The organism is Actinokineospora lacus (genome assembly GCF_053813445.1).
In genome coordinates this window covers 37,211-58,469 of the sequence record NZ_JBQERA010000008.1, presented here as the reverse complement: position 1 = coordinate 58,469, position 21,259 = coordinate 37,211, and the positions used below count along the sequence as shown (strand labels likewise).

At 73.2% G+C, this 21,259-nt stretch carries 18 protein-coding genes; 12 read left to right on the top strand and 6 right to left on the bottom strand.

Going from position 1 to position 21,259, the window contains the following annotated elements:
* Window positions 1-469: 469 nt before the first annotated feature.
* The gene (locus ACTG9Q_RS20680; RefSeq protein ID WP_455574478.1) at window positions 470-1,288 is read left to right on the top strand and encodes a M23 family metallopeptidase; all 819 of its coding nucleotides are present in this window, start codon (window positions 470-472) and stop codon (window positions 1,286-1,288) included.
* Window positions 1,289-1,393: 105 nt separating this feature from the next.
* Here the strand turns inward: ACTG9Q_RS20680 and pcrA are convergent, their stop codons facing one another.
* Window positions 1,394-3,757, bottom strand: a complete 2,364-nt coding sequence (gene pcrA / locus ACTG9Q_RS20675) for a DNA helicase PcrA (RefSeq protein ID WP_455574477.1) — start codon at window positions 3,755-3,757, stop codon at window positions 1,394-1,396.
* A 236-nt stretch (window positions 3,758-3,993) separates the two neighbouring features.
* Between pcrA and ACTG9Q_RS20670 the strand changes: the two genes are divergently transcribed.
* The 7 genes from ACTG9Q_RS20670 (at window position 3,994) to ACTG9Q_RS20640 (ending at window position 10,974) form a co-directional block, all read left to right on the top strand.
* Window positions 3,994-4,290, top strand: coding sequence for a chorismate mutase (locus tag ACTG9Q_RS20670; protein ID WP_455574476.1), 297 nt, complete (start codon window positions 3,994-3,996; stop codon window positions 4,288-4,290).
* 216 nt (window positions 4,291-4,506) lie between these two features.
* The gene (locus ACTG9Q_RS20665) at window positions 4,507-4,812 is read left to right on the top strand and encodes a hypothetical protein (protein ID WP_455574475.1); all 306 of its coding nucleotides are present in this window, start codon (window positions 4,507-4,509) and stop codon (window positions 4,810-4,812) included.
* Between the two features lie 79 nt (window positions 4,813-4,891).
* A complete protein-coding gene (locus ACTG9Q_RS20660) occupies window positions 4,892-5,566 on the top strand; it encodes a PIG-L deacetylase family protein (protein ID WP_455574474.1) in 675 nt (224 codons plus the stop codon).
* Between the two features lie 59 nt (window positions 5,567-5,625).
* Entirely contained in the window at window positions 5,626-6,690 is a 1,065-nt protein-coding gene (locus ACTG9Q_RS20655) for a hypothetical protein (RefSeq protein WP_455574473.1), read from the top strand.
* 251 nt (window positions 6,691-6,941) lie between these two features.
* Window positions 6,942-7,721: a hypothetical protein gene (locus ACTG9Q_RS20650; protein WP_455574472.1), complete on the top strand. Its 780-nt coding sequence runs from the start codon at window positions 6,942-6,944 to the stop codon at window positions 7,719-7,721.
* 218 nt (window positions 7,722-7,939) lie between these two features.
* Window positions 7,940-9,280, top strand: coding sequence for a serine/threonine-protein kinase (locus ACTG9Q_RS20645; RefSeq protein WP_455574471.1), 1,341 nt, complete (start codon window positions 7,940-7,942; stop codon window positions 9,278-9,280).
* Window positions 9,281-9,291: 11 nt separating this feature from the next.
* A complete protein-coding gene (locus tag ACTG9Q_RS20640; RefSeq protein ID WP_455574470.1) occupies window positions 9,292-10,974 on the top strand; it encodes a protein kinase domain-containing protein in 1,683 nt (560 codons plus the stop codon).
* On the opposite strand, the gene ACTG9Q_RS20635 is transcribed toward ACTG9Q_RS20640, so the two are convergent.
* Window positions 10,928-11,872: a LysR family transcriptional regulator gene (locus ACTG9Q_RS20635; RefSeq protein WP_455574469.1), complete on the bottom strand. Its 945-nt coding sequence runs from the start codon at window positions 11,870-11,872 to the stop codon at window positions 10,928-10,930. The two genes, ACTG9Q_RS20640 and ACTG9Q_RS20635, sit on opposite strands and share 47 nt — an antisense overlap.
* A 120-nt stretch (window positions 11,873-11,992) precedes the next feature.
* Here ACTG9Q_RS20635 and ACTG9Q_RS20630 point away from each other — a divergent pair, with 120 nt between their 5' ends.
* The gene (locus ACTG9Q_RS20630; protein WP_455574468.1) at window positions 11,993-12,919 is read left to right on the top strand and encodes a DMT family transporter; all 927 of its coding nucleotides are present in this window, start codon (window positions 11,993-11,995) and stop codon (window positions 12,917-12,919) included.
* Here the strand turns inward: ACTG9Q_RS20630 and ACTG9Q_RS20625 are convergent.
* The gene (locus ACTG9Q_RS20625) at window positions 12,870-13,535 is read right to left on the bottom strand and encodes a response regulator (protein WP_455574467.1); all 666 of its coding nucleotides are present in this window, start codon (window positions 13,533-13,535) and stop codon (window positions 12,870-12,872) included. The genes ACTG9Q_RS20630 and ACTG9Q_RS20625 overlap by 50 nt on opposite strands.
* Window positions 13,532-14,770 carry an ATP-binding protein gene (locus ACTG9Q_RS20620; RefSeq protein WP_455574754.1) on the bottom strand — a complete coding sequence of 413 codons (1,239 nt, stop codon included), beginning with the start codon at window positions 14,768-14,770 and terminating at the stop codon, window positions 13,532-13,534. The genes ACTG9Q_RS20625 and ACTG9Q_RS20620 overlap by 4 nt, the downstream gene beginning before the upstream one ends.
* 144 nt (window positions 14,771-14,914) lie before the next feature.
* Between ACTG9Q_RS20620 and ACTG9Q_RS20615 the strand changes: the two genes are divergently transcribed.
* Both ACTG9Q_RS20615 and ACTG9Q_RS20610 read left to right on the top strand, forming a co-directional pair.
* Window positions 14,915-16,237, top strand: a complete 1,323-nt coding sequence (locus ACTG9Q_RS20615; protein ID WP_455574466.1) for a PspC domain-containing protein — start codon at window positions 14,915-14,917, stop codon at window positions 16,235-16,237.
* Window positions 16,230-16,427, top strand: coding sequence for a hypothetical protein (locus tag ACTG9Q_RS20610; protein ID WP_455574465.1), 198 nt, complete (start codon window positions 16,230-16,232; stop codon window positions 16,425-16,427). Before ACTG9Q_RS20615 ends, ACTG9Q_RS20610 begins: the two co-directional genes overlap by 8 nt.
* Before the next feature lie 66 nt (window positions 16,428-16,493).
* Here the strand turns inward: ACTG9Q_RS20610 and guaA are convergent, their stop codons facing one another.
* A complete protein-coding gene (gene guaA, locus ACTG9Q_RS20605) occupies window positions 16,494-18,044 on the bottom strand; it encodes a glutamine-hydrolyzing GMP synthase (RefSeq protein WP_455574464.1) in 1,551 nt (516 codons plus the stop codon).
* Window positions 18,045-18,294: 250 nt separating this feature from the next.
* On the opposite strand from guaA, the gene ACTG9Q_RS20600 reads away from it, so the two are divergent.
* Window positions 18,295-19,743 (top strand): aldehyde dehydrogenase family protein, encoded by a 1,449-nt coding sequence (locus ACTG9Q_RS20600; RefSeq protein ID WP_455574463.1) that lies wholly within the window; start codon window positions 18,295-18,297, stop codon window positions 19,741-19,743.
* 1 nt (window position 19,744) lies between these two features.
* Here ACTG9Q_RS20600 and ACTG9Q_RS20595 read toward each other — a convergent pair whose 3' ends face one another.
* A complete protein-coding gene (locus tag ACTG9Q_RS20595; RefSeq protein ID WP_455574462.1) occupies window positions 19,745-21,253 on the bottom strand; it encodes an FAD-binding oxidoreductase in 1,509 nt (502 codons plus the stop codon).
* Between the last annotated feature and the right edge of the window lie 6 nt (window positions 21,254-21,259).

Genomic DNA, 21,259 nt, shown 5'->3' with positions numbered 1-21,259 from the left:
CGCAGGCAACGCTAGCAAGCCATTCCCGGCCGTGAGGGATGACGCCGCGCGGGGCGGTCGGTCACCGTCGGTTCGGGCAAACTCAGGCAAGGGTTCACCCGTGCTCGGCGGCGGGCCGCCCAACACCTTCTGCATCCCACCCAGATGGCCCATTGAAACGAGACCCACGTCACATTAGAGATGTGAGGTCGACTTAACTATGAGTGATTCCCGCTGGCGAAGACCTTGCTGCCTCCCCACACGATCGAGAGGCCCAGAACGCGCTGTTGCCCACGCCGCTATCTCCCCGTTACTGTCCCGGCGTCCGTTGTCACGGTCAGATCACGGTTAGGACAGGGCGGCAACCTCCCCCGGGGAAGCCATCCGAGATCGGGTCCCCCGCCCGAGCGAAACGTCCCCGCCGAGCACGGCCCGTCCCCGCGGGTCGCGGTGGTCGCGATCTGGCTCCCCGAAGGCGGAAGGCCAGGTTTTGTCCCGACATCGTCCGACCGGCGGTGAACGCGAGTTCGCCGTCGACGACCAGGCACTGGAACGCACCAGGACCACCCGCGGTCATGGAGTGCACCGCATCGCACCACCCTCCTCGGCACTGCGCGGCCGAGTCGTCGTCGCCGCCGTCGCGGTCGGCGCGTTCGCCGCCGCCGCTGCCGGTCAGACCCTGCAGAACACCGTTGGACAGGCTCCGGACGACATCGCCGCCCCCCTCGCGGGCACCCGGAACGCCGCGGCCTCGATGGGCATGGGCGGCGACAACGTCACCAGCGCCCCGGAGCTGCTGGCCCTCACCACCACCTCCGACGGGGCCGTCGAGGCCCAGAAGATGGCCACCACCGAGCGCGTCGTCCAGGAGCGCGACGCCCGGCTCGCCGAGGAGAAGGCGCGCAAGGCCGAGCAGGCCCGGCCCAAGTACGTCCGCCCCACCGTCGGCAGCTTCACCTCCGGCTTCGGCGCCCGCTGGGGCAAGACCCACTACGGCATCGACGTCGCCAACCGCATCGGCACGCCCATCGTCTCCGTGGCCGACGGCCGCGTCATCGAGGCGGGCACCGCGAGCGGGTTCGGCCTGTGGCTGCGCATCCAGCACGACGACGGCACGATCGGCGTCTACGGCCACATCGACGACTACGTCGTCTTTGAGGGCGACCGCGTCAAGGCGGGCGAGCTGATCGCGCACATGGGCAACCGCGGCCAGTCCACGGGCCCGCACCTGCACTTCGAGATCTGGGACTCCTCGGGGCACAAGATGAACCCCTCCTCCTGGCTGGCCCGCAAGGGCATCGGCTACTAGTCCCCACTCCCGGTCACGCACGGGTTCTCCCCCTTGTTCCTCGACAAGGGGGAGTCAACCGCAGGGGACCGACAATTCTCGAACGGGTGTTCGACCTGCGATGATCTAGAGCTTCGCGAGCGGGACGCTGCCGATCAGCATGAGCCGGATCGTGCCCGAGGACCCGAAGTCGATCGTGGCCGTGGCGCGCGGGCCGACGCCGTCGGTGGCCACCACGGTGCCCAGCCCGTACTTGTCGTGGTTGACGCGGTCGCCCACGTTCAGCGACAGGGCGGGCGTGTCCTTCCAGCGGGTGTTCGGCGCCGGGCGCGTGGTGCCGCCCACGCCGGAGGTGCCCAGACCGCCGCCGGAGCGGCCCGCCCACGTCGTGGCCCTGGTCGGCGCGGCGCGCTCGGGGCCGGTGCGGCGCCAGTCGATCAGCTCGGCCGGGATCTCGGCGAAGAACCGCGACGCCGGGTTGCTCATCGGCTGCCCCCACGAGGCGCGCACGATGGCGCGGGAGAGGTACAGCCGCTGCCGGGCGCGGGTGATGCCCACGTAGGCCAGGCGCCGCTCCTCGGCCAGCTCCACCGGGTCGCTCAGCGCGCGCAGGTGCGGGAAGACGCCGTCCTCCCAGCCGGTGCTGAACACCACCGGGTACTCCAGGCCCTTGGCCGTGTGCAGGGTCATCAGCGTGACCACCCCGCTGGACTCCTCGTCACCGTCGGGGATGGAGTCCGCGTCGGCCACCAGCGAGACCCGCTCCAGGAACGCCGCGAGCGAGCCCGCGTCGGGCACGGCGACCGGGGCGGTGTCCGGGGGCGCGTCGTCGGCCGTGGGGCCGGGCGCCTCGGCGAACTCCCTGGCGACGGTGACCAGCTCGGTCAGGTTCTCCAGCCGGGTGCCGTCCTGCGGGTCGTCGCTGGCCTCCAGCTCCGCGCGGTAGCCGGTCTGGTCGAGGACGGCGTCGAGCACCTCGGCGACGTCCTGGCCGTCGTCGACGAAGCGGCGCAGGCCGTCGATCAGCTCGACGAACCCGGCTATGCTGCGCTGCGAGCGCGGGTTCAGCAACGCCACCTTGCCCTCGGCGGCGTCGCGCAGGGCGGCGGCGAAGGAGACGCGCTCGCGCTCGGCGTGAGTGGACACACACGCCTCCGCCCGGTCGCCGATGCCGCGCTTGGGCACGTTGAGGATTCGTCGCAAGGAGACGGTGTCCTCGGGATTGGCCAGCACCCGCAGGTACGCCATCGCGTCGCGGACCTCGCGGCGCTCGTAGAACCGGACGCCGCCGACCACCCGGTACGGCAGCCCGAGGCGGATGAAGATCTCCTCGAACACCCGGGACTGGTTGTTGGTCCGGTAGAAGACGGCGATGTCGCTGTTGTTCGCATCGCCCGCGTCGACCAGCCGGTCGATCTCGTTGGCCACGAACGCGGCCTCGTCGTGCTCGTTGTCGCCGACGTAGCCGACGATCTTCTCCCCCGGCCCGTGCGCGGTCCACAGGCGCTTGTCGCGGCGGTTGGAGTTGCGGGAGATGACCGCGTTCGCCGCGTCCAGGATGGTCTGGGTGGAGCGGTAGTTCTGCTCCAGCATGACCGTCGTCGCGTTCGGGTAGTCGCGCTCGAACTCCACGATGTTGCGGATCGTGGCGCCGCGGAAGGCGTAGATGGACTGGTCGGCGTCGCCGACGACGCACAGCTCCGCGGGCGGCAGGTCGCCGGTGCCCTTGCCGACCAGCTCGCGCACGAGCACGTACTGGGCGTGGTTGGTGTCCTGGTACTCGTCGACCAGCACGTGCCGGAAGCGGCGGTGGTAGTACTCGGCCACGTCCGGGAACAGCTGCAGCAGCGCGACCGTGCGCATGATCAGGTCGTCGAAGTCCATCGCGTTGGCCTGGGCGAGCCTGCGCTGGTACTCCCCGTAGACCTCCGCGACGCGGCGTTCGAGGTCGTTGGTGGCGTTCGCGGCGGCGGTCTCGGCGTCGACCAGCTCGTTCTTGAGGTTCGACAGGTGGATCGCGAGGGTGCGCGCGGCGTAGCGCTTGGGGTCGAGGTCGAGGTCGCGCGCGACGAGGGTGATCAGCCTGCGCGAGTCGTCGGCGTCGTAGATGGAGAAGCCCGAGGTCAGCCCGAGCGTCTTGGCCTCGCGGCGCAGGATGCGCACGCACATGGAGTGGAACGTCGAGACCCACATGGCGTTGGCGCGGCGGCCGACGAGGTCGACCACCCGCTCCTTCATCTCCGCGGCGGCCTTGTTGGTGAAGGTGATCGCCATGATCTCGCCGGGGTGCACGCGCCGCTCGGCGAGCAGGTACCCGATGCGGCGGGTGAGCACCCTGGTCTTGCCCGACCCGGCGCCCGCGACCACCAGCAGCGGCGTGCCCGCGTGCTCGACGGCCCTGCGCTGCTGGTCGTTGAGGTCGTCGAGGCTCTGCGCCGTGGCGGACCGGGGGGCGGCGGGCTCGGTGGGGAGGTCGAATAGGGCTTCCATTTGCGCGCCACGGTACCGGGGCCGACCGACGATCGCGACGATCCCGGCTCGACCGCGGACCCCGCGCTGTGCCACAATCGCGGCGTGCTGCGCTACTTCGAGTTTTTCTACGGGAACCGGACTCCGGCTCCCGTGTTGGCATAAGCACCAGAAACCACACGAAGCCCCGGAGTCCTCGGACCCGGGGCTTTTCGCGCGCCAGGGCCGGAACTCCAGAACCCCCGCAGAGGACCAAGATGAGCACCGTGTCCCAGGAACCTGAGCAGGCCAAGAACACCGAGCTCCCGCAGCCTGCCGAGGTCGCCGAGCTGCGCGTGGAGATCGACGAGCTCGACCGGGAGATCCTGCGGCTGGTCAAACGCCGCGCCGAGGTCTCCCAGCGCATCGGCGCGGCCCGGATGGCCGCGGGCGGCCCGCGCATAGTGGTCAACCGCGAGATGGACGTGCTGGCCCGCTACCGCGAGCTCGGCCAGGCGGGCCGGATGCTGGCCATGGCGCTGCTCGACCTCGGGCGGGGCAAGCTCGGCCGCTAGTGCCCCGACTCAGAGCCTTGGCCGTGTATCGGCGTGTCCACGGCGTGGCTGGCAAGGCGCCGGGACGTCGTCGTACTGGTTGTACGGAGGCGTTGCGGCAACGCGGCCAGGCGCGTCGTGGGCGTGTCGAGACATGGTGAAGGTTCTGGGTCGGGGCACTAGATATCGGGGGATGTCCCCCATTCCCGGCGGCCCGGCCTGGGGCACACTGGGATCATGGGACTCATCGCGTTGATCGTGGTCATCGTCGCCCTTGTCGTGACCGTGGGCCACGCGGGCTATCTGGCGCTGCTGAACTCGGCGGCGCGGAAGAAGGGCGCGGCCGGGTCGCAGGTCGCCCACTACGTGCGCGGCAGGCTGCCCATCGCGGGCGCCGCCACCGCGGGCGCGCTGCTCGCGGGCCTGATCTCGTCCGGATCCGGCTTCGCCGACATCCTGGCGATCCTGCTCGCGGCCGGGTCGGCGGCCGTCGCGGGATCGTCCCAGTCGGCCGCCCAGAAGCGGCTCGGCACTGGCAGCTGAACCACCCGTTCGTGGCGTCCCGGCCGGGTGAATCCTGGTCCGACGTGCGAACTCTGCGCCACCACATAGGGTTTTGTGAATGAGCAGGGCCTTGGTGGTGTGCGCGCACCCCGATGACGTCGACTTCGGCGCCGCGGGCACGGTCTCGTCGTGGACCGCCGCGGGCGTCGAGGTGGCCTACTGCGTGGGCACCTCCGGCGAGGCGGGCCCGCACCCCGCCGCCGTGCGCGAGGCCGAGCAGCGCGCCGCCGCGGCCGAGGTGGGGGTGGCCGAGGTCGTCTTCCTCGGGTACCCGGACGGGCGCCTGAGCGCCTCCCTCGAGCTGCGCCGCGACATCACCCGGGTGATCCGGCGCTGGCGGCCCCACCGGGTGCTGACGTGGAGCCCGGAGATCAACTGGGACCACGTGGTCACCACCCACCCCGACCACCGGGCCATCGGCGAGGCCGCCTTCGCCGCGGTCTACCCCGACGCCCGCAACGCCCACGCCCACCCCGAGCTGCTGGCCGAGGGGCTGGAGCCGTGGGAGGTCGGCGAGCTGTGGCTGGCCGACGGGCCCGCCCGGCTGCGCAACCGCGCCGTGGACATCACCGAGCACTTCGACCGCAAGCTGGCGGCGCTGCGCGCGCACGCCTCGCAGGTCGGCGGCAACGACGAGCTGGCCGACCAGTTGCGGGCGCACTTCACCGAGGTGGCCCGCACGCACGGGCTGCCCGGGCTGGCCGAGGAGTTCCAGGTAGTCGACATCGGCTGACTGGGTATTCGGTCGGCGACAGGGCGTCGCCGACCGCGCGCGACGGGAGTCTCCACACCATGACGAGGGGGCACGGCAGCACCGAGGGGCCCGAGAGCGGCAGGCACCGGCGGGGCCACGCCTGGACACCCTTCGCGCGGCGGCACCGCCCGGTCCCCGCCGACACCGCCCACGCCGCCGACACCGCCGACACCGACGTCTTCCCCGTGGTCGACACCCCAGTGGCAGACAGCCCCGCGCTCGGCAGCCCCGTGCTCGACAGCCGAGTGACCGATACCCGAGCGGCCGACAGCCCTGTGGCCGGCAGCCCCGCCCTCGGCAGCCCCGTGCTCGGCAGCCGAGCGGCCGGCGACCTCCCCGACGAGCCCGCCACCGGGCTGGCCAAGTTCGACCTGGGCACCATCCCGGCATCGGTCACCCCGCCGCGCACCTGGCGGACGGCGGCCTGGTTCACCGTGGGCGCCTCCGCGCTGGTGCTCGTCGGCCTGGTCTACGCCGCCGCCGCCCTGGTCACCGGCCCGCGCAGGCCCGACGTCGTCGACGCCCTGCCCGGCCTGCCGACCGCGGCGCACATGTTCTCCGACCCGCCCGAGACCACCGCAGCCGACGCGCCCGCCACCACCAGCCCGTCCCCGCGCCCGAGTCCGTCGAGCGAGACCACCGCGTCCGCCGCGCCCCCCGGCCCGAGCCGCACGACGCGGCCACAGTCCTCCGGGGCGTCGGAGACCGCGCCCGCCGAGGAGCCGACGGTGTCCGCCGCGACATCGGCGCGCCCCACCCGCACGACGATCTCCGCGCCCGCGCTGGTGCCCCTGAACACCGACACCGAGGCCCTGGGCGACCTGACCGAGGCGTACTACCGGCAGGTGACCGAGGACCTGGCCGCCGCGCACGCGATGACGGCGGGCCAGCTGTACCGGGAGGGGCCGGATTCCATCGAGCGCCGCTACGCGGGCGTGCGGCGGGTGGAGGTCCAGCGGATCACCATTGACGCCAACCGGGCGACCACCGTGTCGACCCTGACAGTGATCCACACCGATGGCACTGTGACCACGATGGAACGTGAGCTAACGTTCACTTACGGCACGGACCCCAAGATCAGCGCGGACAGCGCCGCATCCTGACGGAATGCGCCGACCGGTCGCGGCCGCTGGTCTTCCGGGTGTCCGCGACTGGGCTGATCGTCGGTAAACAAGTGTGCTCTGGGTCACCATTACTCTTTTCGGGTGATGTTGCTCCGCGCCCCTCGCCTCGATCGGGTGAACAGCCGAGAAAGGGTGGTGTGAGCGCCCGGCAGCAGGGTACGTGTGGCCCCGTAGCGAATCGGAAACGAAGGACAGCGGCAGTGGAGCGACCAAGGGCAGGCAGACGCCGAGTGCGTTCTGGCGCCATCCACGCCACCGAGCTCATCGATCGCGCCACCGGCCGCTTCCCGCCGGTCCGGCCCGCCACCCACACCGCCGACGACGCCGACGCCGTCACCGCCGTGCTGCCCGCCATCCCGGCCGACGAGCCCGACTCGCGCGGGATGCGGCTGGCCAAGCTGGCCGGGCTCCTCCTCGCCGCGCTGACGCTGTGCGGCACCGTCGCCGCGGCCGCGGTGCTCTCCGGCGAGCGCGGTGAGCGCGGCGAGCCCGCGATGGCGGGCCCGGCCGCCCCGATCACCGGTCAGCGCGCCCTGCTGCCCGACGAACTCGCCCAGGCCGTCTCCGGCGTCTCCGCCTCCCCGACCGTCCCGCCCGCGGCGACGGCCGCCACGACGGCGATCGTGGTCGAGGAGGAGGCGCGGGGCAACGACGGCACCGCGCCCGCCGCGGGCCAGGGCGCGCCGACGACGCCCGCCACCGCGGGCCTGAGCGACCGCGAGCTGGTGAGCAAGTACTACCGGCTGGTGCAGAGCGACCCGGCCTCGGCGTTCACCCTGCTCTCGGGCACGGAGTTCGGCGGCGACCTCGGCCGGTTCATCAACGGCTGGGCCGGGGTGGCCGACGTCGAGGTGCTCGAGGTGGCCACCGCGCCCGACGGCGTCCTGGCCGTCGTGCGAATGCACCTGATCGGCGGACAGACCCTGCGCGTCGAGCAGTTGTTCCACGTGACTGACAACACACCGCGCCGAATCGCGGGGGTCACCTTGGTCTCTGCGCAGGTCGGCTGAGCAGATTCACGCTTTCGGGCGACCGTCCGCCCGGATTGTGACACCATGTGACGGCCGTGGGATCGCCTTGCGTTTCCAGGACTGCGTTCGAGCGCGCAGCGTGAACGCCTAGCCTGGAACGGTCGGCCGCCCTGGGTCAGACATCGCCGCGTGGCCCAGGACGCCATGGACGAAACAGGCCCGCGACGGATGGCGTGGGCGAGGGAGGTTCCGGTCGGATGAGCGACGAGGGCCGGTTGGTCGCCGGGCGCTACCGGCTGGCCGAGCGGATCGGCAACGGCGCCATGGGCGTGGTGTGGCGCGGAGTGGACGAGCGCCTCAACCGCGAGGTGGCCATCAAGCAGCTCATCCTGTCCCCCGGGCTGCCCCCGGACGAGGCCGAGGAAGCCGTCGCCCGCTGCCTGCGCGAGGGCCGCATCGCCGCCAAGCTGCACCACCCGAACGCCATCGGCGTCTTCGACGTGGTCGACGCCGACGGCACGCCGTGGCTGGTCATGGAGTACCTGCCCTCGGTCAGCCTGGCCGCCGAGCTGTCCGACAACGGCCCGATGGAGCCCGCCGAGGCCGCGCGCATCGGCCAGCAGATCGCCGCGGCGCTGGCCGCGGCGCACGCGGCCGGGATCGTGCACCGCGACGTCAAGCCGGGCAACATCCTGCTGGGCCACGACGGCTCGGTGAAGATCACCGACTTCGGCATCTCCAGGGCGACCGACGACGTCACCGTCACCAAGACCGGCCTGATCGCGGGCACCCCGGCCTACCTCTCGCCCGAGGTGGCCGTCGGCCGCGACCCCTCGCCGTCCTCCGACGTGTTCTCCCTCGGCTCGACGCTCTACGCCGCCGTCGAGGGCGAGCCGCCGTTCGGGCTCATGGACAACACCCTGGGCCTGCTGCACGCGGTCGCCTCCGGCAAGATCAACCCGCCGGTCAACGCGGGCGCGCTGACCGGGGTGCTGACCGCCCTGCTGGCCACCGACCCCGAGACCCGGCCCACCGCGGCGCGCACCCGTGAGCTGCTCGCCGCCGTGGGCCGCGGCGAGGAGCCCGAGCTGCCCGCGACCGCGCTGGTCCTGCCGGTCCTGCCCGACGAGGAGTCCACCCGCCTGGTGCCCGCGTCGGTGGGGACCGGGTCCGGGGTGCGCCCGGTGGCGCCGCCGGTGGGCAAGTCGCACCGGCCGCTGATGTTCGCCAGCGCGGGCGTCGCCCTGGCCATCGCGCTGGGCGCGTACTTCCTGGTCGACACGACCAGCGCGAACAACCCGCCCGGCGGCACAACGACCGTGGTCGACCAGCCTGCCGCCACCAGCGAGGCCGCGCCCACGACGGAGGTCACGTCACAGGCCCAGGAGCAGCCGACTACGGTCGCTCCGATCATCACCACGGAGCCGACCACCACGACCACGGTGGCTCCCCCGACCACGGAGCCGACGACGACCACCCAGACGACCACGACAGCGACCACCACCAGCGAGCCCCCCGAGACGACGACGACGCCCCCCATCACGTCGTCGGAGCCGAGCGCGACCCTCGTCGAACCCAAGCCCCCGAACAACAACTGACCGGAGCACCGATGTCCAGCGAGCAGTCCCTGGTCGCGGGCCGCTACCGGCTCGGGTCGAAGATCGGCAGCGGGGCGATGGGAGTGGTGTGGCAGGCCCGTGACGAGCGCCTGCAGCGCACCGTCGCCGTCAAGCAGCTCCTGTCCCAGCCCGGCCTCAGCGCCGAGCAGGCCGAGGAGGCCCGGCAGCGCGCGATGCGCGAGGGCCGCATCGCCGCGCGCCTGTCGCACCCGAACGCGATCACCGTCTACGACGTGGCCGAGCACGACGGCCAGCCGTGGCTGATCATGGAGTACCTGCCCTCGAAGAGCCTGGCCGCCGTCCTCACCGAGCGGGACACCCTCCCCCCGGTCGAGGCGGCGCGGATCGGCGCGCAGGTGGCCGCCGCCCTGGTGGCCGCGCACGCCGCGGGCATCGTGCACCGCGACATCAAGCCCGCGAACGTGCTGCTGGCCGAGGACGGCACGGTCAAGATCACCGACTTCGGCATCTCCAGGGCCACCGGCGACATCACCGTCACCGCGACCGGGATGCTGGCGGGCACGCCCGCCTACCTGGCGCCCGAGGTGGCCAAGGGCGAGACCCCGGCGCCGTCCTCCGACGTGTTCTCCCTCGGCTCCACCCTCTACACCTCCGTCGAGGGGCACTCGCCGTTCGGGCTCAGCGAGAACACCCTGGCCCTGCTGTACGCGGTGGCCGCGGGCAAGATCAGCCCGCCGAAGCAGGCCGGTCCGCTGACCGCCCTGCTGATGCAGCTGCTGCGCGCCGACCCGACCGAGCGCCCGTCGATGGCCGCCGCCCGCGACGGGCTGACCGCGGTGGCCGCGGGCAAGACGGTGCCCGCCGTCGCCCGCCAGCTCACCGACCCCTACCCCAAGCCCCCCGGGCGGCACATGCCGCCGATGGGCTCGCCGCAGGGCGCCCCGCCGCCGGGCACCCGCCTGGACATGCACCCGTTCAGCGACCCCGGCCCCTCCGCCCAGGTGCGCCAGCAGCGGCCGATGGGACCCTTGGGGCCGATGGGACCGCGCACTCCCTCGGGCGGCATGCGCGCCTCCGCGCCTCAGCCCCAGCGCCCGCACGGCAGGCCGGGACCGCACGGCCAGCAGCAGAGCAGGCAGGCGCCGCCGAGTCGCCAAGGCCGCGACGTGCGGTCGGTGGTCCTGACCGTGCTGGCGATCGTGGCGGCGGTGCTGGTGGGCATCCTGATCGCCAGCCTGATGAGCAAGGGCGACGGCAAGACCGCGAGCAACGCCCCCACCACCACGCAGCAGCAGGCGCCCGCCCCCGCCACGACCACCAAGGCCGAGCCCACCACGACGAAGCGGCGGGCCACGACCACGGCGGAGGCGACGACCGAGAAGAAGCCGGTCGCGGGCGACTACGAGAAGGCCGTCCGCGACTACTACGGCCTCCTGCCCGGCAGCATCGCCGAGGCGTGGGGCCTGCTCACCCCCAACGCCCAGGCGCAGTCCGGCGACTACGACAAGTACCGCGGGTTCTACGGGCGCATGGAGTCGGTCTCCGTCAGCCGGGTGAACGGCAACAACTCCGGCAGGGTGACCGCGCGGGTCAAGTTCAAGCCCAAGGACGACAAGGAGTCCGTCGAGAACTACGCCTTCCAGCTGGTGGACGACGACGGCGTCCTCAAGATCGACTCGTTCCGCCAGGGCGACGACGGCGGCGACGGCTGAGCTGCTCCGCCGCGGCCTCGCGCAGCGCGGTCAGCAGCCCCAGCACGGCGGGCTGGTCCACAGAGGACTGCCGGACCGCGGCGTGGATCGCCCGCATGGGCTCGGGTTTGCGCAGCGGCCGGACCACCACGCCCGGGTGCCTGCTGCCCAGCCCCATCCTCGGGATCACGCTGACGCCGAGCCCGGCGGCCACGAACCCCTGCGCGGTGGTGTAGTCCTCGCTCTCGACCACCACGTCCGGGCTGAACCCGGCGGCGGCGCAGGCGGTGAGCAGGACGCGCAGGCACGGCCCCGGCGGCCACTCGTTGCCCACCCACGGCTCGTCGGCGAGGTCGGCGAGGTCGAGGACCCGCTTGGCGGCCAGGCGGTGCCCACGCGGGAGCACGGCCTGGTAGGGGTCGTCGAGCAGGTGGACGGTGCGCACGCCCGGGGAGACCAGCCTGCTCGAGCGGTGGATGAAGATCGCGAGGTCCGCGTGCCCGCGCTCGACCTCGATGAGCGGGTCCTCGGGGTCGATGAGCTTGAGGTCGACCCGCACGCCGGGGTGCTCGTCGCGCAGCCGAGCCAGCGCGGGCGGCACCAGCGCGGCGCCCGCGGTGGCGAAGTACCGGACCACGACCCTGCCGGTCACCCCGGCCCGCAGGTCCGCCAGGGCCGTCTCGGCCTCGGCGAGGCGGCTGCCGATGAGCCCGGCGTGCTCGGTGAGCAGCAGGCCCGCCGGGGTCGGCCGCACCCCGCGGCCGAGCCGTTCCAGCAGATCGATGCCGACTTCCCGTTCCAGGGCGGCGATCTGCTGGCTGATCGCCGAGGGCGTGTACCCCAGGTTGGTCGCCGCCGCGGTCACTGACCCGCTGGTCACCACGGCCCGGAGGACTTGCAGCCTGCGCACGTCGAGCATGTAGCCGAGCTTAAGGGTCCGTCCAGGACATTTCACTTGTGCTGAGCAGTCCACAAGGGCACCGTGTGCCGCGGGGAAGGGAGCGTCACGATGGTGGGCGGACGGGGGACACTGGTCCGGATGGGCTTGCTGGCCCTGCTGTGGGGTTCGAGCTTCGTCTGGATCGAGATAGCGCTGACCGGGCTGAGCCCGGTGCAGATCTCGGTCGCGCGCTGCGTGCTCGGCGCGGTGGTGCTGGTGGTGCTGTGCTACTCGGCGGGCCAGCGGCTGCCGAGGAGCGCCCGCGCGTGGGGGCACATGACCCTGGCGGCGGTGTTCGCCAACGCCGTGCCGTTCACCCTGTTCGGGCTGGGCCAGCAGACGGTGGACTCCGGGGTGGCGGGCGTCATCAACGCGACGACTCCACTGTGGGCACTGGTGATCGGCGTGGCCATCGGCGCCGACCGCGGCATGGGCCCGGTCCGCCTCGCGGGCCTGCTGCTCGGCTTCGGCGGCACCGTGCTGATCTTCGCCCCGTGGCAGGCCGGGCTGGCGGGCGCGGGCGCGCTGGCCATCCTCGCCGCCGCGATCAGCTACGCCGTCGCCTACGCCTACATCGACCGCACGATGCGGGGCAGGGGTGTAGCGCCGATCGCCATGTCGGCCACCCAGCTGGTCGCCGCGGCCGGGCTGACCGCGCTGGCGCTGCCCTTCGGCGGCCCGCTGCCGACCGCGGCGCCGACCTGGCCGGTCCTGGTGGCCATCGGCGTGCTGGGCGTCTTCGGCACCGGGTTCGCCTTCGCCCTGTACTACCGGCTGCTCGCCGACGAGGGCCCGACCAACGCCGCGGTCGTGGGCTACCTGCTCCCGGTCGTCTCGGTCCTGCTCGGCGCGCTGTTCCTCGCCGAGGAGCTCAACGGCCGCATCGTCGCGGGCATGGCGGTCGTGCTGCTCGGGGTGGCGATGACCCGCATCACCCGGCGCCCGAAGGCCGCCACCGTCGTGGTCGAGCCGCGCCTCACACCAGGCGGCGATCCGATGCCCACCGCGACAGTTCGTAGCGGTTAGACAGCTGGGTCTTGCGCAGGACGCTGGAGACGTGGGTCTCCACCGTCTTCACCGAGATGAACAGCTCCGAGGCGATCTCCTTGTAGGCGTACCCGCGGGCCAGCAGCCGCAGCACGTCGCGCTCCCGCGGCGTGAGCAGGTCCAGCTCGGGGTCGCTGATCGGCGCGGCGCCCGGCCGGTCGGCGAAGGCGTCGAGCACGAAGCCCGCCAGCCGCGGGGAGAACACCGCGTCGCCCTCGGAGACCCGGATGATCGCCTTGGCCAGCTCCAGCGCCGAGATCGTCTTGGTGACGTACCCCCGCGCCCCGGCCCTGATCACCGCGATGACGTCCTCGGCGGCGTCGGAGACCGACAGCGCCAGGAACACCACCTCGGGGAACTTCGGCCGCGCCTGGCGCAGCACCTCCGCTCCCCCGCCGTCGGGCATGTGCACGTCCAGCAGCACGACGTGGGGCCGCAGGTGGCCGATCCCGGCCACCGCCTCCCCGACCGACCCGGCCTCGCCCACGACGGTGATGTCCGCGCCCGCGGCGTCGAGCTCGGCGCGCACCCCCGCCCGGAACATGCTGTGGTCGTCGACCAGGAACACCCGGACAGGACGGTTCTCGTCGGTCATGCGCTCACCTTCGCACGCGGCATCTGGAGTTCGACCTCGGTTCCCTCACCCGGCGTGGTCCGCAGCCGCACGCGACCGCCGTTGCGCCCTATCCTGCCGTGGATCGAGTCGGCCAGGCCATGGCGGTCCTCGGGCACCGCATCGGGGTCGAAGCCCTTGCCCCGGTCGCGGACGAACACCGTGACCTGCTCGGACTCCACCTCCGCGTACACCGACACCTCGCCGACCCCGGCGTGCTTGGCCGCGTTGACCATCGCCTCCCGGGCGGCGGAGACCACCGCGAGCAGCCCGTCGTCGAGCTGGCAGTCCCCGACCACCACGCTCTGCACGCTGATGGCGAAGGTGTCCTCCACCTCCCCCGCCACGCGCGCCAGCACCTCCGAGAGCGCCTCGGACTCGATTCCCTCCGGCAGCGGCCTGCCGTAACCCGAGGGGCTGTAGAGCCAGGTGCGCAGCTGCCGCTCCTGCCCGCGCGCCAGCCTCAGCACCTCGCGCGGGGACTCGGCCTGCTTCTGGATGAGCGCAAGCGTTTGCAGCACCGAGTCGTGCAGGTGCGCGGCGATCTCGGCGCGCTCCTCGGTGCGGATGCGGGCCCGGCGCTCCTCGCCCAGGTCGCGGACCAGGCGCAGCCACCACGGCACCGTCAGCAGGGCGACGCCGACCAGCGCGGCGACCACCGCGAGCAGGGCGAACTCGACCTGGTCCAGGCCGATCGCGGTGAGCAGGAAGATGGCGATGCCCGCGGCCACCAAGGCCGCGCCGGAGAGCACCCGGATGACCGCGGCGGGCCCGCCGCCGCCGAGCACCGCGCCCTTGGCCTTGCGCCGCTGCGACTGGTCGGCCTCCCGCCAGACCAGCGCCGCGCCCACCAGGGTCACGCCGACGCCACCGGCGACCCAGCCGTTGACCGCGCCGGAGAGCGCCCACGCGCCGATGGTCAGGCCCGCGCCGAGGGCGACGAGGCCGATGGCCTGCTGCCGCTCGCGCGTGGAGATGTCGCGCGCCCGCTCGTCCACCGACTGCTGCGGGGCGAAGATCCAGAACATCCCGTACGCCAGGACGCCCGCGCCGCCCAGCGCCGCGGTGAGGGCGAAGGCGATGCGCACCCACAGCACCGGCATGCCCAGGTGGTCGGCCAGCCCGCCCGCCACACCCGCGACGGCGCGCCCGGTCCGGCGGCGCCGCAGCCGGTCGGGTCCGGGCAGCACCACCGAGGTGGACGCGGTGCGATCGATGTCGGCCTCCGGCGCGCTGGTAGCACTCTGCACACCAGCATGCTCACACGCGGGTCCGGCCACAACATCCGGGAACGACCCTGACTTCGGATTCAGGGTCGTTCCCCGATGCGCGCACCGGCCGCGGGGACGATTCTCGACAACGTGAGTGGAGCATCGAGATCCCCCGCCGCGAGCGTGGAGGACACCATCAAGGACATGTGGGCCACCCGCCCGCGCCGCCCCCGAAAAGGCCGCAAGGTGGCGGGAGTGGCCGCCGGGATCGGCAGCCGCTACGGCATCGACCCGGTCATCCCGCGCGTCGTGTTCGCCGTCACCACCTTCTACGGCGGCGCGGGCCTGCTCTTCTACGTCCTGGGCTGGCTGCTGCTGCCCGAGGACGACGACGAGGTCTCGCCGGTGGAGTCGCTGGCGGGCCGGGGCCGCAGCGCCACGTCGGCGGCGTTCACGATCATGCTGTGCCTGGCGCTGATCCCGCTGTTCGGCTGGTTCTTCGACAAGGACTTCAGCGGGTTCCTGGGCCTGCTCCTCGGCGCGGGCCTGCTGTACCTGCTGCACCGCGGCCGCTCCCACCTGGGCACCATCCCCCAGGCGCCGGGCCACCAGGCACCGGCCTACCAGGCGTCGCTCCACCAGGCGCCGGGCCAGGCGTCCGGCGCCCCGGAGTACGCCACGTGCGCCCCGGTCTTCGCGCCGCAACCCATGGAGACGCCCATGAGCACCGCCCAGCCGGAGCTGGACGCGGACGGCTACCGCACCTCGCCCCCGGCGTGGGACCCGCTCGGCGCGGCCCCGTTCGCCTGGGACCTGCCCGAGCCCGCCCGGCCCGAGCCCTCCGCCGAACCCCCGGTCCGGCAGCGGCGCTCCAAGGCGGGCCTGGTCACCATCGGCTTCTCGCTGCTGGCCGTCGGCGGGCTCGTCCTGGCCGGGCCGACGCTCGGCGGCTGGGTGACCGTGCCGCACGTGATCGGCGTGCTGCTGGGCGTGCTCGGCATCGGCATGGTGTTCGGCTCGTTCCGCCGCGGCGGGCGCGGGCTGATCGGCCTCGCCGCCCCGCTGGCCGCGCTGGGCATCGCCATGACGGTGGCCTGGCCGGACGGCTTCACCGGCGCGGGGGTCGGTGACATCGACGCCCAGCCGCTCACGCTGGAGCAGGTGCAGCCGGAGTACGTCCGCGACATCGGCTCGGTGAACGTGGACCTGACCGGTCTGCCAGAAGAGGGCTCGGTGGTGACCCGCGCGGTGGTCGACGTGGGCGACGTCGTCGTCACCGTCCCGGCGAACGCCGACGTGGTGGTGCGCTGCGAGTCCGGCCTTGGCAGCGTCGACTGCCTCGGCAAGGCGGTGGACGGCTCCAGCCCGCTCGCCGAGGTCACCGACAACGGCCCTGACGGCCCCGGCGGGCTCAGGATCGAGCTGCACGCCGAGACCACCGGTCCTGGCAGCGTGGAGGTGCGCCGTGGCTGAGCCCGCCCGTTCCCGTCCCGACTTCCTGACCATGATCTGCGGCCTGGCCACCCTGGGGGTCGCGGGCTACGTCCTGAGCGACGGCCAGATGTGGCTGCCGGTGCTGGACTTCCGCTGGATCGTCGCCGGTGGCGCGGTCCTGGCCGGGCTGCTGTTCATCGGGCTGTCCCTGCGCCGCAACCGCGACTAGACCACCCACTCCACTCACCGAAGCGGCGCCGCCCACCATGGGCGGCGCCGCTTCGCTTATGTCAGCTCACTCCCACTCGATGGTGCCCGGCGGCTTGCTGGTGACGTCCAGCACCACCCGGTTCACCTCGGGCACCTCGTTGGTGATCCGGGTGGAGACGCGCTCCAGGACGTCGTAGGGCAGGCGGGTCCAGTCGGCGGTCATGGCGTCCTCGCTGGAGACCGGGCGCAGCACGACCGGGTGGCCGTAGGTGCGCCCGTCGCCCTGGACGCCGACGCTGCGGACGTCGGCGAGCAGGACCACCGGGCACTGCCAGATGTCGCGGTCGAGGCCCGCGGCGGTCAGCTCCTCGCGGGCGATGGCGTCGGCGGCGCGCAGGGTCTCCAGGCGCTCGGCCGTCACCTCGCCGATGATGCGGATGCCCAGGCCGGGGCCGGGGAACGGCTGGCGGTGCACGATCGTCTCCGGCAGGCCCAGCTCCAGCCCGACCCGGCGCACCTCGTCCTTGAACAGCGCGCGCAGCGGCTCGACCAGCTCGAAGTCCAGGTCCTCCGGCAGCCCGCCGACGTTGTGGTGGCTCTTGATGTTGGCCGTCCCCGCGCCGCCGCCGGACTCCACGACGTCGGGGTACAGCGTGCCCTGCACCAGGAACCGGTACTTGTCCCCACCCGCGTGCGCCTGCAGCTCCAGCTCGGCCTGCTCGAAGACCCGGATGAACTCCCGGCCGATGATCTTGCGCTTCTCCTCGGGGTCGGTCACCCCGGCCAGCGCGGCCATGAACCGGTCGCGGGCGTCGACGGTGACCAGGTTGACCCCGGTCGCGGAGACGTAGTCGCGCTCGACCTGGGCGCGCTCCCCGGCGCGCAGCAGGCCGTGGTCGACGAAGACGCACGTCAGCCGGTCGCCGATGGCCCGCTGGACCAGGGCGGCGGCCACCGCGGAGTCCACGCCGCCGGACAGGCCGCAGATGGCCTTGCCGTCGCCGATCTGCGCGGTGATCCGCTCCAGCTGCTCGGCCACGATCGACCCGACCGTCCACTGGGGACGGATGCCTGCGATGTCGTGCAGGAACCGGCGCAGGACCTCCTGCCCGTGCGGGGAGTGCCCGACCTCGGGGTGGTACTGCACCCCGGCCATCCGCCGCTCCGTGTCCTCGAAGGCGGCCACGGGCGCGCCCGGCGAGGTCGCGGTCACGGTGAAGCCCTCGGGGGCCTTGGTGACGGCGTCGCCGTGGCTCATCCACACCGGGTGGCGGGCGGGCAGCGCGTCGTGCAGGACGCCGCCGTCGGCGCCGAGGTCGGTGCGGCCGTACTCGCGGGTGCCGGTGTGCTCCACGACACCGCCGAGGTTCTGCGCCATGGCCTGGAAGCCGTAGCAGATGCCGAAGACGGGCACGCCCGCGTCGAACAGGGCGGGGTCGACGCGCGGGGCGCCCTCGGCGTAGACGCTGGACGGGCCGCCGGAGAGGACGATGGCGGCGGGGTCGCGGGCGATCAGGTCGGCGACGCTGGTGGTGTGCGGGACGACCTCGGAGTAGACCTGCGCCTCGCGGACGCGGCGGGCGATGAGCTGGGCGTACTGCGCCCCGAAGTCCACGACGAGAACAGGACGGTCCATCGGCTTGCCTTCCGGTAGGGCTGGGCGTGCGCGTATCGGCACACAGCGGCCAGCACTGCGTGCCGACCGGTCCCTCCCTGGGTTTCTCTCCCGGAGATGCCTGCCAGGCGCACCCTGCGCGCCGGTTTTCCGTGGCGCTCGAACCAGACCCGCTGGCGACAGCGGCGGAACCCTAGCCACCAACGTCGGTCAGCCGCGGCCATGGTAGCTCCGGCGCGCTCCCCGCCGCCGTCCGGCCTACGGTTGTGGCATGACCGACGAGCATGTCGCCAAGCCGCGCCCCTTCTGGGTGGCCGGGCAGGCGCGCACCAGCGACGAGACCCTGGACGTGCACCACCCCTACGACGGCACCGACGTGGCGACCGTGTCGGTCCCCGGCCCGTCGGACGTCGAGGACGCGGTGGCCGCCGCGGCGTCGGTGGCCAGGGAGTTCCGGTCCTCCCCCGCGCACCTGCGCGCCGCTGCGCTCGACCACGTGTCCTCCGCGCTGGCGGCCCGCGCGGAGGAGATCGCCGAGACGATCACCGCCGAGAACGGCAAACCGCTGAAGTGGGCGGCGATCGAGGTCTCGCGCGCGGTCTCGACCTTCCGCTTCGCCGCGGAGGAGGCCAGGCGGTTCGTCGGATCGCTGCAGCGGCTGGACACCGACGCGAACGGGGAGGGCAGGCTGGGGGTGGTGCTGCGCCGCCCGCGCGGGCCGGTGCTGGCGGTGGCGCCGTTCAACTTCCCGCTGAACCTGGTGGCGCACAAGGTGGCGCCCGCGCTGGCGGTCGGCGCGCCGGTCATCGTCAAGCCCGCGTCGGCCACCCCGCTCTCGGCGCTGATCCTCGGCGAGATCCTGGCGGAGACCGACCTGCCCGCCGGGGCGTTCTCGGTGCTGCCGGTGCGCGGGTCGGCGATGTCGGCGATGGTCGGGGACCCGCGGCTGCCGGTGATCTCGTTCACCGGGTCAACGGCGGTGGGCTGGGGGCTGATGGACGCCGCGCCGCGCAAGCACGTGGTGATGGAGCTGGGGAGCAACAGCGCGGCGATCGTCTGTCCGGATTGGACCGACCTGGCGCACGCGGCCGGGCGGGTCGCGACGTTCGGCAACTACCAGGCCGGGCAGTCGTGCATCGCCGTGCAGCGGGTGATCGTGCACCGCGACGTCGCCGAGGAGTTCGTCCCGCTGCTGGTCTCGGCGGTGGAGTCGCTGGGGGTGGGCGACCCGCACGACCCCGAGGTCGAGGTCGGGCCGCTCATCGACGCCGACAACGCCGACCGGGTGGCCGCGTGGATCGCCGAGGCCGTCGCCGACGGCGGGCGGCTGCTGACCGGCGGGGCGCGGACCGGCAACTCGATCACGCCCGCGGTCCTGGCCGACGTGCCCGCCGCGGCGAAGGTGTGCCGGGAGGAGGTCTTCGGGCCGGTGCTCGTGGTGTCCGTTGTGGACAGTGTGGATGAGGCTTTCGCGATGGCCAACGACACCTCGTACGGGTTGCAGGCGGGCATCTTCACCAAGGACGTGACCGTGGCCTTCCGCGCCGCCGCCGAGCTGGAGGTCGGCGGCCTGGTCGTCGGCGACGTGCCCAGCTACCGCGCCGACCAGATGCCCTACGGCGGGGTCAAGGGCTCCGGCACCGGCCGCGAGGGCGTCCGCTCGGCGATGGCGGACTTCACCGAGGAGCAGACGGTCGTGCTCTCCGGGCTCACGCTGTGAGTCAGGCCCTGGTCAGCGACTGCGCGAAGGTGAACACCGCGTCGGGGTCATAACGGGTGGCTATGTCGCGCAGGCGGTTGAGGTTCTGGCCGTAGTAGACGACCGGCCAGTCCGGCATGTTCGGTTCGATGTAGTTGACGTAGCCGCCGGTGACCCCGAGGCGGCCCAGCCCGTCGCGGACCTCGACCACCGCGCGGGCGGCGTCCGGGCCGGTGTCCTGGGTGGCCTCCTGGTAGATCTGGACGGTGGCCAGGGCCTCGCGGTACGGGAAGGCGGTGTCGGTGGGGCCGACGGCGGCGACGGCGCCGCCCAGGGCGTCCAGGAGCAGGTCCATGCCGTCGCGGCCGTCGAGGAGGGCGGCCAGTGCGGCGGGGTCGTCCAGCGGGGTGGACAGCACGCGGGAGCTGGCGGCGAAGGCCGCGCGCGGGACGCGGCCGGGCGCGCACCGCGACAGCGGGCCGTCGGCGCAGCCCGCGAAGTGGCGCATGGCGCCGAGGTAGTCCATCGACTCGGCGGCCCGGCTGCTCGGGCGCGTCCCGGCGGCCGTGACCAGGGCGTCGAGCAGGGGGGTCAGGCCGCGGCGGGAGCCGACGAAGCAGCCCCGCACCTGGCAGCGGGGCGGGCCGCCGCCGCTGGCGATCAGGGTGGACCACAGCTCGTCGGGGGCCTCCGCGCTCCAGCGCTGCCAGGCGCCGACGACGTCGGCGACCGAGCCGGGCGGGAAGTCCAGGGTGAAGACGGTGACGTCCGGGGCCGGGTCGGTGGCGAAGGTGAACTCGGTGACGATGCCGAAGTTGCCGCCACCGCCGCCGCGCAGGGCCCAGAACAGCTCCGGCTCGGACTCCGCCGAGGCGACGACGCCCCGGGAGTCGGCGGTGACCAGCTGGGCGGAGACCAGCTTGTCGCAGGTCAGCCCGTACTTGCGGCTCAGCACGCTGAGGCCGCCGCCCAGGGTCAGGCCCGCGATGCCGACCGTCGGGCAGCTCCCGGCGGGCAGCGACCGGCCCGCCCCGGCCAGGGCGGCGTAGACGTCGATCAGGCGGGCGCCCGCGCCGACGACCGCGGTGCCGTCCTCGCGCACCTCGACCGTGGACAGGCCGGCCAGGTCGACGACCAGGCCGTCGTCCGGGGTGGAGTAGCCGGCGTAGCTGTGCCCGCCCGAGCGGGCGGCGATCGGCAGGCGCGCGTCGCGGGCCGTCTCCACGCAGGCGCGCACGTGCTCGGCCGAGGACGCCATCGCCACGGCGGTCGGGCGGCGGTCGTCGAACAGCGGGTTGTAGGAACGGCGGGCGGTGTCGTAGTCGTCGTCGTTGGGCAGCACGAGCGCGCCGTCGAGCACGCGGCGCAGGCGGTCCCAGTCGGGCAGGGGCGCCTTGGTGGTGGACGGCGCCGGGCTCGCGGGCGCGGTGGTCGTCGGCTCCGTCACCGGCCCACCCGAACACGACACCGCCGTGGCCGCAACCCCCGTCAAACCGGCCACGTGCAGGAACGTCCGCCTGCTGAGCGCCACGCTGCC

Bases quoted from the DNA above. Each gene is read 5' to 3' on its own strand.
- ACTG9Q_RS20670 (WP_455574476.1), top strand. From the start codon at position 3,994: ATGAGCACCGTGTCCCAGGAACCTGAGCAGGCCAAGAACACCGAGCTC.
- guaA (WP_455574464.1), bottom strand. From the start codon at position 18,044: ATGGACCGTCCTGTTCTCGTCGTGGACTTCGGGGCGCAGTACGCCCAG.
- ACTG9Q_RS20640 (WP_455574470.1), top strand. From the start codon at position 9,292: ATGTCCAGCGAGCAGTCCCTGGTCGCGGGCCGCTACCGGCTCGGGTCG.
- ACTG9Q_RS20665 (WP_455574475.1), top strand. From the start codon at position 4,507: ATGGGACTCATCGCGTTGATCGTGGTCATCGTCGCCCTTGTCGTGACC.
- ACTG9Q_RS20630 (WP_455574468.1), top strand. From the start codon at position 11,993: ATGGGCTTGCTGGCCCTGCTGTGGGGTTCGAGCTTCGTCTGGATCGAG.
- ACTG9Q_RS20625 (WP_455574467.1), bottom strand. From the start codon at position 13,535: ATGACCGACGAGAACCGTCCTGTCCGGGTGTTCCTGGTCGACGACCAC.
- ACTG9Q_RS20660 (WP_455574474.1), top strand. From the start codon at position 4,892: ATGAGCAGGGCCTTGGTGGTGTGCGCGCACCCCGATGACGTCGACTTC.
- pcrA (WP_455574477.1), bottom strand. From the start codon at position 3,757: ATGGAAGCCCTATTCGACCTCCCCACCGAGCCCGCCGCCCCCCGGTCC.
- ACTG9Q_RS20635 (WP_455574469.1), bottom strand. From the start codon at position 11,872: ATGCTCGACGTGCGCAGGCTGCAAGTCCTCCGGGCCGTGGTGACCAGC.
- ACTG9Q_RS20655 (WP_455574473.1), top strand. From the start codon at position 5,626: ATGACGAGGGGGCACGGCAGCACCGAGGGGCCCGAGAGCGGCAGGCAC.
- ACTG9Q_RS20600 (WP_455574463.1), top strand. From the start codon at position 18,295: ATGACCGACGAGCATGTCGCCAAGCCGCGCCCCTTCTGGGTGGCCGGG.
- ACTG9Q_RS20645 (WP_455574471.1), top strand. From the start codon at position 7,940: ATGAGCGACGAGGGCCGGTTGGTCGCCGGGCGCTACCGGCTGGCCGAG.